16 protein-coding genes are annotated in these 15,517 nt (G+C 52.2%); 9 read left to right on the top strand and 7 right to left on the bottom strand.

Annotated elements, in window-relative coordinates:
* The first annotated feature begins 46 nt into the window (after nucleotides 1–46).
* Together pdxK and FDX04_RS07105 are read left to right on the top strand one after the other, a co-directional pair.
* Nucleotides 47–913, top strand: a complete 867-nt coding sequence (pdxK, locus tag FDX04_RS07100) for a pyridoxine/pyridoxal/pyridoxamine kinase (RefSeq protein ID WP_137360906.1) — start codon at nucleotides 47–49, stop codon at nucleotides 911–913.
* Complete coding sequence (locus tag FDX04_RS07105; RefSeq protein ID WP_038642483.1) at nucleotides 910–1,149, top strand: hypothetical protein; 240 nt, start codon at nucleotides 910–912, stop codon at nucleotides 1,147–1,149. Before pdxK ends, FDX04_RS07105 begins: the two co-directional genes overlap by 4 nt.
* Nucleotides 1,150–1,212: 63 nt before the next feature.
* On the opposite strand, the gene crr is transcribed toward FDX04_RS07105, so the two are convergent.
* The 5 genes from crr to cysZ form a co-directional block, all read right to left on the bottom strand.
* On the bottom strand, nucleotides 1,213–1,722 hold the full coding sequence (crr, locus tag FDX04_RS07110; protein ID WP_000522253.1) for a PTS glucose transporter subunit IIA: 510 nt from the start codon (nucleotides 1,720–1,722) through the stop codon (nucleotides 1,213–1,215).
* 40 nt (nucleotides 1,723–1,762) lie between these two features.
* Entirely contained in the window at nucleotides 1,763–3,490 is a 1,728-nt protein-coding gene (gene ptsI / locus FDX04_RS07115; RefSeq protein WP_003038080.1) for a phosphoenolpyruvate-protein phosphotransferase PtsI, read from the bottom strand.
* A gap of 45 nt (nucleotides 3,491–3,535) precedes the next feature.
* On the bottom strand, nucleotides 3,536–3,793 hold the full coding sequence (gene ptsH / locus FDX04_RS07120) for a phosphocarrier protein Hpr (RefSeq protein WP_002913505.1): 258 nt from the start codon (nucleotides 3,791–3,793) through the stop codon (nucleotides 3,536–3,538).
* A 383-nt stretch (nucleotides 3,794–4,176) separates the two neighbouring features.
* Complete coding sequence (cysK, locus tag FDX04_RS07125; RefSeq protein WP_038642476.1) at nucleotides 4,177–5,148, bottom strand: cysteine synthase A; 972 nt, start codon at nucleotides 5,146–5,148, stop codon at nucleotides 4,177–4,179.
* 163 nt (nucleotides 5,149–5,311) lie between these two features.
* Nucleotides 5,312–6,073 (bottom strand): sulfate transporter CysZ, encoded by a 762-nt coding sequence (cysZ, locus tag FDX04_RS07130; protein ID WP_069324501.1) that lies wholly within the window; start codon nucleotides 6,071–6,073, stop codon nucleotides 5,312–5,314.
* Nucleotides 6,074–6,303: 230 nt separating this feature from the next.
* On the opposite strand from cysZ, the gene zipA reads away from it, so the two are divergent.
* From zipA to FDX04_RS07145, 3 genes are all read left to right on the top strand, one after another.
* A complete protein-coding gene (gene zipA / locus FDX04_RS07135; protein ID WP_061382159.1) occupies nucleotides 6,304–7,317 on the top strand; it encodes a cell division protein ZipA in 1,014 nt (337 codons plus the stop codon).
* 71 nt (nucleotides 7,318–7,388) lie between these two features.
* Complete coding sequence (gene ligA / locus FDX04_RS07140) at nucleotides 7,389–9,404, top strand: NAD-dependent DNA ligase LigA (protein ID WP_137360907.1); 2,016 nt, start codon at nucleotides 7,389–7,391, stop codon at nucleotides 9,402–9,404.
* Nucleotide 9,405: 1 nt separating this feature from the next.
* Nucleotides 9,406–9,624 carry a DUF3820 family protein gene (locus FDX04_RS07145; protein ID WP_003038102.1) on the top strand — a complete coding sequence of 73 codons (219 nt, stop codon included), beginning with the start codon at nucleotides 9,406–9,408 and terminating at the stop codon, nucleotides 9,622–9,624.
* Here the strand turns inward: FDX04_RS07145 and FDX04_RS07150 are convergent.
* Nucleotides 9,621–10,619: a bile acid:sodium symporter family protein gene (locus tag FDX04_RS07150; protein WP_137360908.1), complete on the bottom strand. Its 999-nt coding sequence runs from the start codon at nucleotides 10,617–10,619 to the stop codon at nucleotides 9,621–9,623. The two genes, FDX04_RS07145 and FDX04_RS07150, sit on opposite strands and share 4 nt — an antisense overlap.
* A gap of 89 nt (nucleotides 10,620–10,708) precedes the next feature.
* Between FDX04_RS07150 and FDX04_RS07155 the strand changes: the two genes are divergently transcribed.
* Entirely contained in the window at nucleotides 10,709–11,635 is a 927-nt protein-coding gene (locus tag FDX04_RS07155; protein ID WP_042306952.1) for a LysR family transcriptional regulator, read from the top strand.
* Here FDX04_RS07155 and FDX04_RS07160 read toward each other — a convergent pair.
* A complete protein-coding gene (locus tag FDX04_RS07160) occupies nucleotides 11,626–11,967 on the bottom strand; it encodes a FlxA-like family protein (RefSeq protein WP_137360909.1) in 342 nt (113 codons plus the stop codon). The two genes, FDX04_RS07155 and FDX04_RS07160, sit on opposite strands and share 10 nt — an antisense overlap.
* Nucleotides 11,968–12,258: 291 nt before the next feature.
* Between FDX04_RS07160 and xapA the strand changes: the two genes are divergently transcribed.
* The 3 genes from xapA to FDX04_RS07175 all read left to right on the top strand — a co-directional run bounded on the left by xapA (nucleotide 12,259) and on the right by FDX04_RS07175 (nucleotide 15,392).
* Nucleotides 12,259–13,092 carry a xanthosine phosphorylase gene (gene xapA, locus FDX04_RS07165; protein WP_137360910.1) on the top strand — a complete coding sequence of 278 codons (834 nt, stop codon included), beginning with the start codon at nucleotides 12,259–12,261 and terminating at the stop codon, nucleotides 13,090–13,092.
* 57 nt (nucleotides 13,093–13,149) lie between these two features.
* Entirely contained in the window at nucleotides 13,150–14,406 is a 1,257-nt protein-coding gene (locus FDX04_RS07170; protein WP_137360911.1) for a nucleoside permease, read from the top strand.
* A 101-nt stretch (nucleotides 14,407–14,507) separates the two neighbouring features.
* Nucleotides 14,508–15,392 (top strand): LysR family transcriptional regulator, encoded by an 885-nt coding sequence (locus FDX04_RS07175; protein ID WP_137360912.1) that lies wholly within the window; start codon nucleotides 14,508–14,510, stop codon nucleotides 15,390–15,392.
* The last annotated feature ends 125 nt before the right edge of the window (nucleotides 15,393–15,517 follow it).

Below are 15,517 nucleotides of genomic sequence, written 5' to 3' on the forward strand. Positions count from 1 at the left end.
GATAATAATGAGGCGTAAGCGCGCTGTCCAGCGAGAGGAGAAATTTATGGAGCAGGAGAGTGATATTCAGTCAGTGCTCTTCGACGACAAGCATCGGGCATTACAGACCGATATCGTCGCCGTCCAGTCACAGGTGGTATATGGCAGCGTAGGCAACAGCATCGCTGTGCCGGCCATTAAAGCGCAGGGATTACGCGTGACGGCAGTACCCACGGTACTGTTCAGTAACACCCCGCATTATGAAACCTTTTATGGCGGCGTTATTCCGCCCGAATGGTTTAGCGGCTATCTGCGCGCCTTAAGCGAACGTGATGCCTTGCGCGAGCTAAAGGCGGTGACGACAGGGTACATGGGCAGCGCGGAGCAAATCGCCTTGCTGGCACAATGGCTGGAAACCGTTCGGGCCACGCATCCGGACCTGTGCATTTTGGTTGACCCTGTGATTGGCGATACGGATAGCGGTATGTATGTTAAAGCCGAAATCCCGGAGGCTTATCGTCAGCGCCTGCTGCCGCTGGCGCAGGGGCTGACGCCGAACGTATTCGAGCTCCAAATGCTGAGCGGCAAGCCGTGTCGTACGCTTGATGAAGCAATCGCAGCGGCAAAATCTCTGCTTAGCGACACGCTGAAATGGGTGGTGATCACCAGCGCGCCGGGCGATAGCGAAGAGAATATTAATGTGGCGGTAGTGACGGCTGAAACGGTTGAGGTGTTCGCTCACCTGCGGGTGAAGACGGATTTAAAAGGCACCGGCGATCTGTTCTGTGCTGAACTGGTGAGCGGCATTGTGCTGGGGAAAGTGCTGACTACGGCGGCATACGATGCCGCGCAGCGCGTGCTGGACGTCATGAGCTGGACGCATCAGTGCGGTTGTGATGAATTAATTCTGCCACCGGCAGGGGAGGCACGATGAAGAGTTATCGGCTGGTAGTACGCCAGCATGGACGTTTAGTCGGGCATTTTGATACCAGTGGGACAGAGGCGCTGGAAGATATTTGCGTAGCGCGGGCGATGTTTGGTATTGCGGGTGGGTATGATTGTGAACTGCTGGTGTCTGATTCCGAAAGGAGGATGCTGGAAAGCGGGCCGGAAGGGATGAAAATTCTGATGCGCGAGGCGTGTTACCGGCCGATGACCTCACAAATTTAACGCCGCCATCCGTTAGATAAAAAAAATGGCGCCATCTGGCGCCATTCTTCTCTGCGGCAAGAATTACTTCTTGATGCGGATAACCGGAGTTTCACCCACGGTCACGCTACCGGACAGTTTGATCAGCTCTTTGATTTCGTCCATGTTGGAGATAACAACCGGAGTCAGGGTAGACTTGGCTTTTTCTTCCAGCAGCGGCAGATCGAATTCAATAACCGGGTCGCCCACTTTAACGCGCTGACCTTCTTCAGCGATACGCTTGAAGCCTTCGCCTTTCAGTTCAACGGTATCAATACCGAAGTGAACAAACAGCTCAATGCCGCTGTCGGATTCGATAGAGAAAGCGTGGTTGGTTTCAAAGATTTTGCCGATGGTGCCATCAACAGGGGCGACCATTTTATTACCGGTTGGTTTGATAGCGATGCCATCACCAACGATTTTTTCAGCAAAAACTACATCCGGCACGTCTTCGATGTTGACGATCTCGCCAGAGAGCGGAGCAACAATCTCAATAGTTCCGGTGTCTTTCTTATCATCAGAAACCAGAGATTTCAGTTTATCGAACAAACCCATGATCTTCTCCTAAGCAGTAAATTGGGCCGCATCTCGTGGATTAGCAGATTGTTTTTTCTTCAATGAACTTGTTAACCAGCGTCATTAACTCGTCCGTTGTCGGTTGAGCAAGAGCCTGCTCTGCTAACACCTTCGCATCTTCGAAGTTCGTGTTACGGATAATCTTCTTAATGCGCGGGATAGAAATGGCGCTCATAGAGAATTCGTCCAGACCCATCCCCAGCAACAGAAGTGTAGCACGTTCGTCGCCTGCAAGCTCACCACACATGCCAGTCCATTTGCCTTCAGCATGAGAAGCATCAATAACTTGCTTGATCAGCGTCAGCACAGATGGCGACATCGGTTGGTAAAGGTGTGAAATCATATCATTACCACGGTCAACTGCCAAGGTGTACTGCGTTAAATCATTGGTGCCGATACTAAAGAAATCAACTTCTTTGGCTAAATGACGCGCAATTGTTGCCGCTGCTGGTGTTTCCACCATCACGCCAATCTCAATGCTTTCGTCAAATGCTTTACCTTCGTCGCGCAGTTCCTGTTTGTAGATTTCAATCTCTTTGCGCAGTGCACGCACTTCTTCAACAGAGATGATCATTGGGAACATGATGCGCAGTTTACCGAAAGCAGAGGCGCGCAGGATAGCGCGAACCTGGTCACGCAGGATCTCTTTACGATCCATGGCGATACGCACGGCGCGCCAGCCCAGGAACGGGTTCTCTTCTTTCGGGAAGTTCATGTACGGCAGCTCTTTATCGCCGCCGATGTCCATGGTACGGACGATGACCGCCTGAGAGCCACAGGCTTCAGCCACGGCTTTATACGCAGCGAACTGTTCTTCTTCAGTCGGCAGCGATTCACGGTCCATGAACAGGAATTCGGTGCGGTACAGACCCACACCTTCAGCGCCGTTACGCTCAGCGCCTTCAACGTCACGAACGGTACCGATGTTGGCGCAAACTTCAACCTGATGTCCGTCCAGCGTGATAGCCGGCAGATCTTTCAGCTTTGCGAGTTCCGCTTTCTCGGTCGCAACCTGCTCCTGAACGGCACGCAGTTGCTCAATAACGTCGTTGGTCGGATTGACGTAAACCTGGTTGTTTACGGCATCCAGAATCAGATAATCATCGTTTTTCACCTGAGAGGTGACGCTACCCGTACCAACGATGGCAGGTAGTTCCAGAGAACGCGCCATGATGGAGGTGTGGGAAGTACGTCCACCCGCGTCAGTGATGAAACCCAGCACCTTGTTCAGGTTCAGCTGTGCGGTTTCAGACGGGGTCAGGTCTGCGGCAACCAGGATAACTTCTTCCTGGATAGCGCTCAGGTCAATAATTGCCAGACCCAGAATGTTACGCAGCAGGCGTTTACCGATGTCACGTACGTCAGCCGCACGTTCTTTCAGGTATTCATCATCCAGCTCTTCCAGGGCTGTGGCCTGACCTTCGATAACTTCATGCGCAGCTGCATCAGCCGTCATGTGCTTATCTTTAATCAGGGCTATGATTTCCTGCTCCAGCTCCTCATCTTCGAGCAGCATGATATGCCCTTCAAAGATGGCTTCTTTTTCTTCACCGAACGTTTCACCAGCTTTGGTTTTGATCGCTTCCAGTTGCGCAGATGCCTTGGCACGACCGCTCAGAAAACGTTCAACTTCCTGATCAACCTTGTCGGCAGAAATTTTTTTCCGGTCAATGACGATTTCGTCTTCTTTCAGCAGCAATGCTTTGCCGAAAGCGATACCCGGGGATGCTAAAATGCCTGAAATCATAACCCTACCTTACTTGTGACTGATATTTAAAAGAACTCGTTGAACTTACTCGAGTTCAGCCATCAGTTTTACCAGATGCTCAACTGCTTTCTGCTCGTCTTCACCTTCTGCGGACAGGGTTACAACGGTACCCTGAGTCAGGCCCAGAGTCTGCAGTTTAAACAGGCTTTTGGCGCTAGCGCTTTTGCCGTTGGAAGTCACAGTAATTTCAGAAGTAAAACCTTTTGCTTCTTTAACAAACTGAGCAGCAGGGCGAGTATGCAGACCGTTCGGAGCGGTAATGGTAACTTCTTGCTGGAACATTATATTTCCCCAACTTATAGGTTTAGTGTTGTGGAACTAAAGTCTAGCCTGGCGGTTCAACTTTAGCCTGTATTGTTAGCATCGGCGTAAACTGGACGCGACACAAAAGGAGTTCGGTACAATCCGTTGTTGGCAACTTCTTGCCGCTGACGTTTCGTTCGTCATTAAACATTATGCAGCGAAAGGAAGAGTTGAACCAAATCATAAAATCGATTCAGCTAACGCTTTTCCTGTAACGATTAATTTCGCGCATCAAAATAATTAGCTTGGTTAAATACCAGTTCCGGCGGGTTGAATCAATGCCAGGAGAGTTGAAACTTTGAAGTAGGCCACAAAAAAGCACCCAAAAGGGTGCTTTTTTACGCGTTTTTAACATGCTGGCATTACTGTTGCAGTTCTTTCTCAGTGAAGAGATCGGCAAACAGTGCAGTGCTCAGATAACGCTCACCCGATGACGGTAGAATAACCACTATATTCTTATTGGTAAAGGTTTCATCTTCCTGGAGCTTGAGCGCGGCAGCAACCGCAGCACCGGAAGAGATCCCCGCCAGAATACCTTCTTCTTCCATCAGGCGACGTGCGGTAGAGATAGCTTCATCATTGGTGATGGTAACGACTTTATCGATAAGCTTCAGATCAAGGTTACCTGGAATGAAGCCTGCCCCGATACCCTGAATTTTATGCGGACCCGGTTTGAGTTCTTCACCCGCCAGGGCTTGGGTGATGACAGGGGAGTCGGTCGGTTCTACCGCGACGGTGATCAGGTCCGTTTTACCTTTGGTGCCTTTAATGTAACGGGTCACGCCAGTCAGCGTACCGCCGGTGCCGACGCCGGAAATAAAGACATCAACCTGGCCATCGGTATCTTCCCAGATTTCCGGCCCGGTGGTTTTTTCGTGGATTTCCGGGTTGGCCGGGTTGCTGAACTGCTGCAGCAGCAGGAATTTTTCCGGATCGCTGGCCACAATTTCTTCCGCTTTTTGGATCGCGCCCTTCATCCCTTTTGCGCCTTCGGTCAGCACCAGATTCGCGCCCAGCGCTTTTAACAGCTTGCGGCGCTCAATGCTCATGGTTTCCGGCATGGTCAGAGTCAGTTTGTAACCACGGGCGGCGGCAACGTAGGCCAGGGCAATCCCGGTATTACCGCTGGTCGGTTCAACCAGCTCAACGCCCGGTTTCAGCACCCCACGTTTTTCGGCATCCCAAATCATATTGGCACCGATACGGCATTTAACGCTAAAGCTCGGGTTACGTGATTCCACCTTCGCCAGAATGCGTCCGTTACCGATACGGTTCAGTCGAACCAGCGGCGTATGACCGATAGTCAGCGAGTTGTCTTCAAAAATCTTACTCATGGCCTGTCCTTAACTGTATGAAATTGGGATACCGCTTCAGCATACCTGTTGAGAAAGTATGGGGAAGTAAGGAAATCGCATATCTATATGCTGATGGGAAATAATGCCTTGCAGTATGGAATAAGAGCGGGCATAAGCCAGCCCGCTTTTACACATTTTTGCATTACTTCCATAACGCGTGCTTAGCACGATAGCAGTCTACCCACATCGCCGTGGCGCCACAAACCGCAACCGGCATAATGAACAGATTGAGTACCGGGATCATGGTGAACAGACTGGTCAACGCACCAAACTGCATATTGGTCACCTTACGCGTGCGCAGCGCGACGCGCATCTCCTTAAAAGGCACCTTGTGGTTATCAAACGGATAATCACAGTACTGAATGGCCAGCATCCACGCGCTGAACAGGAACCACAGCACCGGGGCGACGGTCTGTCCAATGCCGGGAATAAAATAGAGGATCAGCAATACAAAAGCGCGCGGGAGATACCACGCCAGCTTTTGCCATTCACGCTTCATAATGCGTGGAACGTCTTTCATGATGCCGAGAACGCCAGTGTCGGGTGGCGTTGCGCCCGTTAAGCGCGCTTCAAGTTGTTCTGCCAGTAAACCGTTAAACGGTGCGGCAATCCAGTTGGCAACGGTGGAGAACAGGTAGCCGAACACTAACAGTACGGAAATAGTGACAATTGGCCACAGCAAATAGCTGAGCCACTGCAGCCAGTCTGGAACGTGGCTCATCAATGCGGGGATCCAGCTATCGAGTTGGCTAAATAACCACCAGAATGCGCCGCCCATCAACAGGATATTCACCAGCAAAGGCAGAATAACAAAACGACGAATGCCCGGTTGGGAGATGAGCTTCCATCCCTGAGAAAAGTAATAAAGGCCGCTGCGAGGTACAACTGCAGATGATGAAACCATGGTAAGGACATACTCCTTGTTATATAAGCTCTGGTAAACCTGGCGTATCTTACCGGGTTGTTGAGCGTTAAGCTGTTCGGAAATGTTCGAAAAAACAGCAAAAAGCACAATTTTGTTCATCTTTATGCCGTGAAAGCCAAGAGTGCACTTGCACTTGGCGTAATCGACAAATACTCTTAGTGAGTAAATGTTTGCCGTGGTGGCAAGGTGTTAGAACAACAGAGAATATAATGATGCAGGATTTGCGTCTGATATTAATCATTGTTGGCGCGATCGCCATAATCGCTTTACTGGTACATGGTTTTTGGACTAGCCGTAAAGAGCGGTCTTCTATATTCCGCGATCGCCCACTGAAACGCATGAAGTCTAAACGTGAAGACGAGGATTCGTTCGACGACAACGTCGAGGAAGACGAAGGCGTGGGCGAAGTTCGCGTTCATCGTGTGAATCATGCTCCCGGTAACGCGCAGGAACATGGTGTTCCTCCTCAGTCGCCGCAACACCAGTACCAGCCGCCTTATGCGTCTGCTCAGCCGCGTCCAACCGCGCAGCAGCCTGCACAAGCGCCGGTACCGCCGCCGCATGTTCAGCAGCCGCCTCAGCCTGTTCAACCGCAACAGCCGGTGCAACATCAGCCTGTTCAGCCGCAACCGGTGCAACAGCCGGTGCAGCATCAGCCCGTTGCCCCTCAGGTGCAACAGCCGGTGCAGCAGGCTCCGCAACCTGCGCCACAAACCTTCCAGCCAGCAGAGCCTGTCGTTGAACATCAACCGCAGCCTGAGCCGGTCGTTGAAGAAGCGCCTGTTGCAGAAAAACCGCAGCGTAAAGAAGCCGTCATCATTATGAACGTCGCGGCACACCATGGTAGCGAGCTCAACGGTGATGTGCTGCTTAACAGCATTCAGCAAGCCGGTTTTAAATTTGGCGATATGAATATTTTCCATCGTCATTTGAGCCCGGATGGCAGCGGCCCGTCTCTGTTTAGTCTTGCCAACATGGTTAATCCTGGGACGTTTGACCCGGAGATGACGGGCGACTTCAGCACGCCTGGCGTGACTATTTTTATGCAGGTTCCGTCCTATGGCGACGAGCTGCAAAACTTTAAGCTGATGCTGCAGTCCGCGCAGCACATTGCTGATGAAGTTGGCGGTGTGGTGCTCGACGATCAACGTCGTATGATGACGCCGCAGAAACTGCGCGAATATCAGGACCGCATCCGCGAAGTTAAAGAATCTCACGCCTGATTTACTTCTGGCGTGACATCTCCTTGCTAAACCCCCGCCTGTCGGGGGTTTTTTATCATTGATGGTGCGATATGGAATCAATCGAACAACAACTGACAGAACTGCGAACCACGCTTCGCCATCATGAGTATCTCTACCATGTGATGGACGCGCCGGAAATTCCCGATGCGGAATATGATCGCCTGATGCGCGAACTGCGCGAGCTGGAAGCGCTGCATCCGGACCTTGTTACCCCCGACTCGCCAACCCAACGCGTTGGCGCCGCTCCGTTGTCGGCGTTCAGCCAGATTCGCCATGAAGTACCGATGCTGTCGCTGGATAACGTGTTTGATGAGGAGAGTTTTCTCGCCTTCAACAAGCGCGTGCAGGACCGACTGAAGAGCACCGATAAGCTGACCTGGTGCTGTGAACTGAAACTGGACGGCCTGGCGGTCAGTATCCTGTATGAAAACGGCGTGCTGGTCAGCGCCGCAACGCGCGGTGATGGCACCACGGGGGAGGACATTACCTCTAACGTGCGCACTATCCGCGCGATCCCGTTAAAACTGCGTGGCGAAAATATTCCCGCACGTCTGGAAGTGCGCGGGGAAGTGTTCCTGCCACAGGCCGGATTTGAAAAAATTAATGAAGAAGCCCGCCGCACTGGCAATAAAGTGTTTGCTAACCCGCGCAACGCGGCAGCCGGGTCATTACGTCAGCTTGATCCACGTATCACGGCGAAGCGACCGCTTACTTTCTTCTGCTATGGCGTTGGTGTGCTGGAAGGCGGCGTGCTGCCTGATACTCACCTCGGCCGTCTGCTGCAATTTAAAGAGTGGGGGCTGCCGGTAAGCGACAGGGTAGCGCTGTGTGACTCGCCGGAGGAAGTACTCGCTTACTATCACAAGGTTGAAGAAGACCGACCGATGTTGGGCTTCGATATTGACGGTGTGGTGATTAAAGTCAACTCCATGGCGTTGCAGGAGCAACTGGGCTTTGTCGCTCGCGCGCCGCGCTGGGCGGTGGCCTTTAAGTTCCCGGCGCAGGAGCAGATGACCTTTGTACGCGATGTGGAGTTCCAGGTCGGACGTACCGGGGCGATTACGCCCGTCGCTCGTCTTGAGCCGGTTCAGGTTGCCGGGGTTCTGGTCAGTAACGCCACTCTGCATAATGCCGATGAAATCGATCGTCTGGGGTTGCGTATTGGCGATAAAGTCGTTATTCGCCGGGCGGGCGATGTGATCCCGCAGGTCGTCAACGTGGTGCTTTCCGAGCGCCCGGAAGATACGCGTGAAATCGTGTTTCCACAGCATTGTCCGGTGTGTGGGTCGGATGTTGAACGTGTGGAAGGCGAAGCGGTCGCTCGCTGTACCGGCGGCCTGATTTGCGGGGCACAGCGTAAGGAGTCATTGAAACACTTTGTTTCCCGCCGCGCGCTCGATGTTGACGGTATGGGCGACAAAATTATCGATCAACTGGTCGAGAAAGAGTATGTCCATACGCCAGCAGATCTCTTCACCTTGACGGCAGGCAAGCTGACCGGACTCGATCGGATGGGGCCGAAGTCGGCGCAAAACGTGGTGAATGCGCTGGAAAAAGCGAAAGAAACGACGTTTGCCCGTTTCCTCTACGCGCTGGGCATTCGTGAAGTCGGCGAGGCCACAGCCGCAGGTCTGGCGGCGTATTTCGGCACGCTTGAAGCGCTGGAAGCGGCCTCTATTGACGAGCTGCAAAAAGTGCCGGATGTCGGCATTGTGGTGGCGACGCACGTGTTTAATTTCTTTGCCGAAGAGAGCAACCGCGAGGTGATAGGCCAGTTACTGGCGCAGGGCATTCACTGGCCCGCGCCAGTGGTTATCAACGCTGAGGAAATCGACAGCCCCTTCGCGGGCAAAACGGTGGTACTGACCGGAAGCCTGAGCCTGATGTCGCGTGATGACGCCAAAGCACGGTTGACCGAACTGGGCGCGAAAGTGGCCGGTAGCGTGTCGAAGAAAACCGATCTGGTTATTGCCGGCGAAGCGGCGGGTTCGAAACTGGCAAAAGCGCAGGAACTCGGTATTAGCGTGATTGATGAAGCTGAAATGATCCGCTTACTGGGTGCCTGAGATGGAAAAAGAGCAACTGGTTGAAATCGCCAACACCGTGATGCCCTTTGGCAAATATAAGGGGCGTCGGCTGATTGATGTCCCGGAAGAGTATCTGCTGTGGTTTGCCCGTAAGGATGAATTCCCGCCGGGTAAACTGGGCGAGCTGATGCAAATCACGCTGCTGATTAAAACTGAGGGGCTGACGCAACTGGTGCAGCCCCTGAAACGCCCGCTTTAAGCTTTTGCGGCGGGGCTTTTTTGCTGCGCCTGCAATGCGTCCGTCTGTTGCTTGTAGCGCCGGGCCAATACGGCGCAGACCATCAGCTGAATTTGATGGAAGATCATCAACGGCAGCACCATCATGCCAATCACCGAAGTCGGGAACAGAATATTTGCCATTGGGATCCCATTCGCCAGGCTCTTTTTCGAACCGCAGAAGACAATGGTGATTTCATCGGCTTTATTGAAGCCGCATTTCCGGGCAACAAAGACGTTTATGCCAATCACAATTGCCAGCAGAACGATGCTGACCACGCTGATAAAAAGCAGTGAGCCAATTCCTACTTTGTGCCAGATCCCGTTAACGACGGCTTCGCTAAAGGCGGAGTACACCACCAGTAAAATGGAGGATTGGTCCGTTTTGGCGATCCATTTTTTATGTCGTGATACCCAGTCACCAATCCATGGACGCGAAAGATGTCCCAGCACGAATGGCAGCAGCAGTTGCAGCATAATTTTCCCCACCTGCTCCAGGCTGCCTTCTGCGCCGTGCATGTTCATCACCAGGCCTACCAGCAGCGGTGAAAGGAAAATACCCAGCAGGCTGGAGGCCGAAGCGGAGCACACGGCGGCGGCGACGTTACCTCCGGCCAGCGATGTAAAGGCGATGGCCGACTGCACCGTGGCCGGCAAAATACACAGATACAGGAAACCGGAATACAGCATCGGGTCAACATTGACCGGTGCCCACCACGCGAACAGAACACCCAATACCGGGAAGACGACGAAAGTGCTGCACATGACCCACAGATGCAAACGCCAGTGGCTACCGCCAGCAATAATGGCCTCACGCGACAGCTTTGCCCCGTGCATAAAAAACAGCAGGGCAATGGCGGCGGTGGTTAAGCCTTCAAAAAAAGGGACAAAACCGCCCTCAGCCGGGAAAAAGGAGGCCAGTAAAACGACGGTAATTAACGTTATCGTGAACGGATCAAGAATACGAAAAAGTTTCATAAAAGCTCCTGAAATTCGGTATGAACATTTTGCGTTTTTCCGTTTGAGAAATAAAATTGATTTATTGCATCCATATATGAATCGAATAGATGAATTACTCTCTGCGTCAGCTCCGTATCTTTGTTACCGTCGCTCAGGCCAAAAGTTTTAGCCGGGCGGGGGATATCATTGGCTTAAGCCAGTCGGCAGTCAGCCATAGCGTTAAAGAGCTGGAAGGGCAGACGGGCGTCCGATTATTAGATAGAACAACGCGAGAAGTGGTACTGACAGAAGCCGGGCATCAGTTGGCGGCACGACTGGAGCGTATTCTGGATGAACTGCACAGCACCCTGCGTGAAGCAGGCCAGGTGGGGACGCAGTTAACCGGAACGGTGCGCGTTGCCGCCAGCCAGACGATCTCCGCGCACCTGATTCCACAGTGTATTGCCCAGAGTAATCAGCTTTATCCTGCGATCGATTTTGTGCTGCACGACAGGCCACAGCAGTGGGTGCTGGAAAGCATTCGCCAGGGAGAAGTCGATTTTGGCATTGTGATTGATCCTGGTGCTGTGACCGATCTGCAGTGTGAAGCCGTACTGTCCGAACCTTTCCTGTTGCTGTGTCGGCAGGATCATCCGTTAGCCCAGCGGGAATGGGTAAACTGGCAGGATCTCTATCATGAACGTTTGGTGCTCCAGGATTACGCTTCCGGCAGTCGACCGCTGATCGATGCGGCGCTGGCCCACTTTTCGATTGATGCCAATATTGTTCAGGAGATTGGTCACCCGGCTACGTTGTTTCCGATGGTAGAGGCGGGCATTGGTATCAGCGTACTGCCCGCGCTGGCGCTTCCTCTGCCACAGGGCAGCCATTTGCAGGTAAAACGCCTGACGCCGGTTGTGGAACGACAATTGATGCTGGCACGACGTAAAAATCGTTCTTTATCGACCGCAGCCCAGGCGCTGTGGGACGTAGTGCGGATGCAGGCCAGTGAATTAACCGCCGGTCGTGCCCGAGATCCGTTGTATCAGATATAAATATCGACCTGATGTTGGCCGGTAGCATTGTTGACGCCCTCAGCTTTTCTTTGATCGGCGCTTTGCTTTTGCTGTGACTCCTCGGCCTGCTGGCGCAACAATTGAGCCAGCTGTGCTTGTAACATCTTGATTTGAGTCTGAATAAGCTCTTGCTGCTCGCGTTTCTGCTCAACACTGCCACTGCTATTGGGGATATCTTTGAGCTGCTGGGTTAGCTTGGTTATCTTTTGGGTGATTTGTGCAATCTGTGCGGAGATGTCATTCCCGGCTGATGCTTTTCCACCGCCGCTACTGCTTTGAACAGTTGGGGTGGAAACGTTGATAGTTGTCATACGGATTCCTCGTGCCATAAAACATGAGTATCGGCATCAGCGAACAGAACTTCAGCGACAATACGGCAGAGTGGAGTTTAATCATTAAAATCCCAAACCTTCATGTATCTGTATTCCTATGCCATTTCTGGCTCGAAAATAATGTGATTTCAAGCTGATTTAGCGCACCTCATCGATACTGATTTGCTATCGCTTGTCGGGATAAACGGTATTGGTAATCGATTGCGTAGTCTCGCTATAACAGTGCAGTACGCTACGTCATTTTCGATTACTCAGTATTAAGGACATCTCATGAGCCACTCCCTTTTCTCGCAAAACCCATGGTACAGCGCCGATATTATTCGTGGTTACAAGCCGGATTTCACGCCGCGTGTCGCCTTTATCCTTGGTTCTGGTCTGGGCGCGTTGGCGGATCAAATTGAGGATGCGGTGGCTATCTCCTACGAGAAACTGCCGGGATTCCCGGTGAGTACCGTTCATGGTCATGCCGGTGAACTTGTGCTGGGAAATCTGGCGGGCGTACCGGTGGCCTGTATGAAAGGTCGCGGGCATTTTTATGAAGGGCGCGGTATGACGGTGATGACCGATGCCATTCGCACACTGAAGCTGCTGGGCTGTGAACTGTTATTTTGTACTAATGCCGCAGGTTCCCTCCGCCCTGAAGTTGGGCCGGGTAGTCTGGTTGCGCTTAGCGATCACATCAATACGATGCCTGGTACACCGATGGTGGGACTTAACGATGAGCGTTTTGGCGAGCGATTCTTTTCGCTGGCGAATGCCTATGATGCTGACTATCGTGCAATCCTGCAAACCGTGGCCGCAGAAGAAGGTTTCCCGCTGAGCGAAGGCGTATTTGTCTCTTATCCGGGACCAAACTTTGAAACCGCGGCAGAAATCCGCATGATGCAAATCATTGGTGGCGATGTGGTGGGGATGTCGGTGGTGCCTGAAGTTATCTCTGCCCGCCACTGCGGTCTGAAAGTGGTTGCGGTTGCAGCTATTACTAACCTGGCTGAAGGGTTGGGTGATGTGAAATTATCTCACGCGCAGACGCTGGCGGCAGCGGAACTCTCACGGCAGAATTTTATCAATCTGATCTGCGGCTTTTTGCGCAAACTGGCCTGAATAATTAGAAAATGACCCCGCTTGCGGGGTCTTACTTTTTTGGCAAGGAACGGGAAAATGGGTATCGCATCTCGCTTAAAGCTCATGTCGTTTTTGCAATATTTCATCTGGGGAAGCTGGCTGGTCACCCTGGGTTCTTACATGATTAATACCCTTGATTTTACCGGCGCGAATGTGGGTATGGTCTACAGTTCGAAAGGGTTGGCAGCGATAATCATGCCGGGCATTATGGGGATCATCGCCGATAAATGGCTGCGTGCCGAACGCGCCTATATGCTTTGTCATCTGGTCTGCGCGGGGGTGTTGCTATACGCCACCACCGTTACCGATCCGCAGACGATGTTTTGGGTGATGTTGGTTAACGCGATGGCATATATGCCGACGATTGCGTTATCGAACAGCGTCTCATACTCATGCCTCGCACAATCGGGTCAGGATCCGGTCACCGCTTTCCCCCCCATTCGCGTGTTTGGCACTATAGGGTTTATTGTGGCCATGTGGACGGTGAGCCTGATGGGACTGGAGCTGAGCAGTGCGCAACTGTATATCGCTTCTGGCGCATCGTTATTGCTGGCGCTGTATGCGTTGACGTTGCCGAAAATACCGGTTGCAGAGAAGAAAGCGAACACAACGCTTGCCAGCAAGCTTGGGCTGGATGCTTTTGTTTTGTTTAAAAATCCACGCATGGCTATCTTCTTTTTGTTTGCGATGATGTTGGGGGCGGTACTGCAAATCACTAATGTTTTTGGCAATCCGTTCCTGCATGATTTTGCCCGTAATCCTGAGTTTGCCGACAGTTTTGTGGTGAAGTATCCCTCTATCCTGCTTTCAGTTTCGCAGATGGCGGAAGTGGGCTTTATCCTCACCATCCCGTTCTTCCTCAAACGCTTTGGTATTAAAACGGTAATGCTAATGAGCATGCTGGCGTGGACGCTGCGCTTTGGTTTTTTTGCCTTTGGCGATCCGTCCCCGCTCGGCTTTGTTATGCTGCTGATGTCGATGATTGTCTACGGTTGCGCGTTTGATTTCTTCAATATTTCAGGATCGGTGTTTGTAGAGCAGGAAGTGAGTTCTAACATTCGCGCCAGTGCGCAGGGGCTATTTATGACGATGGTCAACGGCGTGGGCGCTTGGGTGGGTTCAATCCTGAGCGGGATGGCGGTAGATTACTTCTCTGTCGATGGCGTTAAGGATTGGCAAACCATCTGGCTGGTGTTTGCCGCGTATGCGTTAGCACTTGCGGTTATCTTTGCGTTGTTCTTCAAATATAAACATGACCCTGAACGGCGGGTGCAGAAATCACTGGCACATTAACGTGACATTAGCGGCGGGGTCCTGACCCCCGCTGTTTCATGTTCTGCGCTGCGATGTGGTAACTTTGCGCATTATCCTTTGTCCTCAGGAGCGCACTATCCATGGAACGCACGCACCGTATCGATCTGAAGTTACTGCGTTATTTTCTTGCTGTCGCAGAAGAACTGCATTTTGGACGCGCTGCTGCTCGCCTGAATATGTCGCAACCACCGCTCAGTACGCATATTAAAGAGCTGGAACAACAGCTCGGCACTTTGCTATTTATCCGACATTCTCGCAGTGTAGCCTTAACTCACGCCGGAAAAATTTTGATGGAAGAGTCGCGCCGATTGCTATCCAGTGCGAATCAGGCGCTGGCGCGAGTGGAGCAGATTGGTCGCGGAGACGCAGGGCGGATTGAGCTCGGTGTTATCGGTACGGCGATGTGGGGAAAAATGCGTCCAGTAATGCGGCGTTTCTTAAAAGATAACCCTAATGTTGAAGTGCTGTTTCGCGAGAATATGCCTGCAATGCAGATGACGATGCTGGAACGACGTGAACTGGATGCGGGAATTTGGCGGATGGCGACAGAACCTTCGCCTGGATTCACCAGCCTGCGTTTGCATGAATCCTCTTTCCTGGTGGCGATGCCAGAAGAGCATCCCCTGGCTGAACTTGCCGCGATACCCTTGGAAGCATTGCGGAACGAATATTTTGTCACGATGCCGTCCATTCATACCGACTGGGCATTTTTACAGCGCGTTTGCCAAAGCGCCGGATTTTCGCCAATGATTATTCGCGAGGTGAAGGAGCCGCAAACGGTGTTGGCGATGATCAGTATGGGGGTTGGAATTACGTTGATTGCAGACAGTTATGCGCAAATGAGCTGGCCGGGTGTGGTGTTCCGTCCGTTAGAGGAACGTATTCCGGCAGATTTGTATATTGTGTATGACCAGCAGCAGGCGACGCCAGCACTGGAGAAACTGGTGGCAGCGTTAACGGTATGATGACTGTGCCGGATGGCGACTAACGTCTTATCCGGCCTACGCGTGCGGTGTTGCCTGTAGGCCTGATAAGCGAAGCGCATCAGGCAAGCAGATTCTGAATCGTTGAATTTTGCGCATAGCAAAAA

The organism is Citrobacter sp. wls615, from assembly GCF_005281355.1.
GTDB lineage: Bacteria > Pseudomonadota > Gammaproteobacteria > Enterobacterales > Enterobacteriaceae > Citrobacter > Citrobacter werkmanii.

Excerpts from the sequence above, each read along its gene's own strand:
- pdxK (WP_137360906.1), top strand. The coding sequence starts at position 47 with ATGGAGCAGGAGAGTGATATTCAGTCAGTGCTCTTCGACGACAAGCAT.
- FDX04_RS07105 (WP_038642483.1), top strand. The coding sequence starts at position 910 with ATGAAGAGTTATCGGCTGGTAGTACGCCAGCATGGACGTTTAGTCGGG.
- crr (WP_000522253.1), bottom strand. The coding sequence starts at position 1,722 with ATGGGTTTGTTCGATAAACTGAAATCTCTGGTTTCTGATGATAAGAAA.
- ptsI (WP_003038080.1), bottom strand. The coding sequence starts at position 3,490 with ATGATTTCAGGCATTTTAGCATCCCCGGGTATCGCTTTCGGCAAAGCA.
- ptsH (WP_002913505.1), bottom strand. The coding sequence starts at position 3,793 with ATGTTCCAGCAAGAAGTTACCATTACCGCTCCGAACGGTCTGCATACT.
- cysK (WP_038642476.1), bottom strand. The coding sequence starts at position 5,148 with ATGAGTAAGATTTTTGAAGACAACTCGCTGACTATCGGTCATACGCCG.
- cysZ (WP_069324501.1), bottom strand. The coding sequence starts at position 6,073 with ATGGTTTCATCATCTGCAGTTGTACCTCGCAGCGGCCTTTATTACTTT.
- zipA (WP_061382159.1), top strand. The coding sequence starts at position 6,304 with ATGATGCAGGATTTGCGTCTGATATTAATCATTGTTGGCGCGATCGCC.
- ligA (WP_137360907.1), top strand. The coding sequence starts at position 7,389 with ATGGAATCAATCGAACAACAACTGACAGAACTGCGAACCACGCTTCGC.
- FDX04_RS07145 (WP_003038102.1), top strand. The coding sequence starts at position 9,406 with ATGGAAAAAGAGCAACTGGTTGAAATCGCCAACACCGTGATGCCCTTT.
- FDX04_RS07150 (WP_137360908.1), bottom strand. The coding sequence starts at position 10,619 with ATGAAACTTTTTCGTATTCTTGATCCGTTCACGATAACGTTAATTACC.
- FDX04_RS07155 (WP_042306952.1), top strand. The coding sequence starts at position 10,709 with ATGAATTACTCTCTGCGTCAGCTCCGTATCTTTGTTACCGTCGCTCAG.
- FDX04_RS07160 (WP_137360909.1), bottom strand. The coding sequence starts at position 11,967 with ATGACAACTATCAACGTTTCCACCCCAACTGTTCAAAGCAGTAGCGGC.
- xapA (WP_137360910.1), top strand. The coding sequence starts at position 12,259 with ATGAGCCACTCCCTTTTCTCGCAAAACCCATGGTACAGCGCCGATATT.
- FDX04_RS07170 (WP_137360911.1), top strand. The coding sequence starts at position 13,150 with ATGGGTATCGCATCTCGCTTAAAGCTCATGTCGTTTTTGCAATATTTC.
- FDX04_RS07175 (WP_137360912.1), top strand. The coding sequence starts at position 14,508 with ATGGAACGCACGCACCGTATCGATCTGAAGTTACTGCGTTATTTTCTT.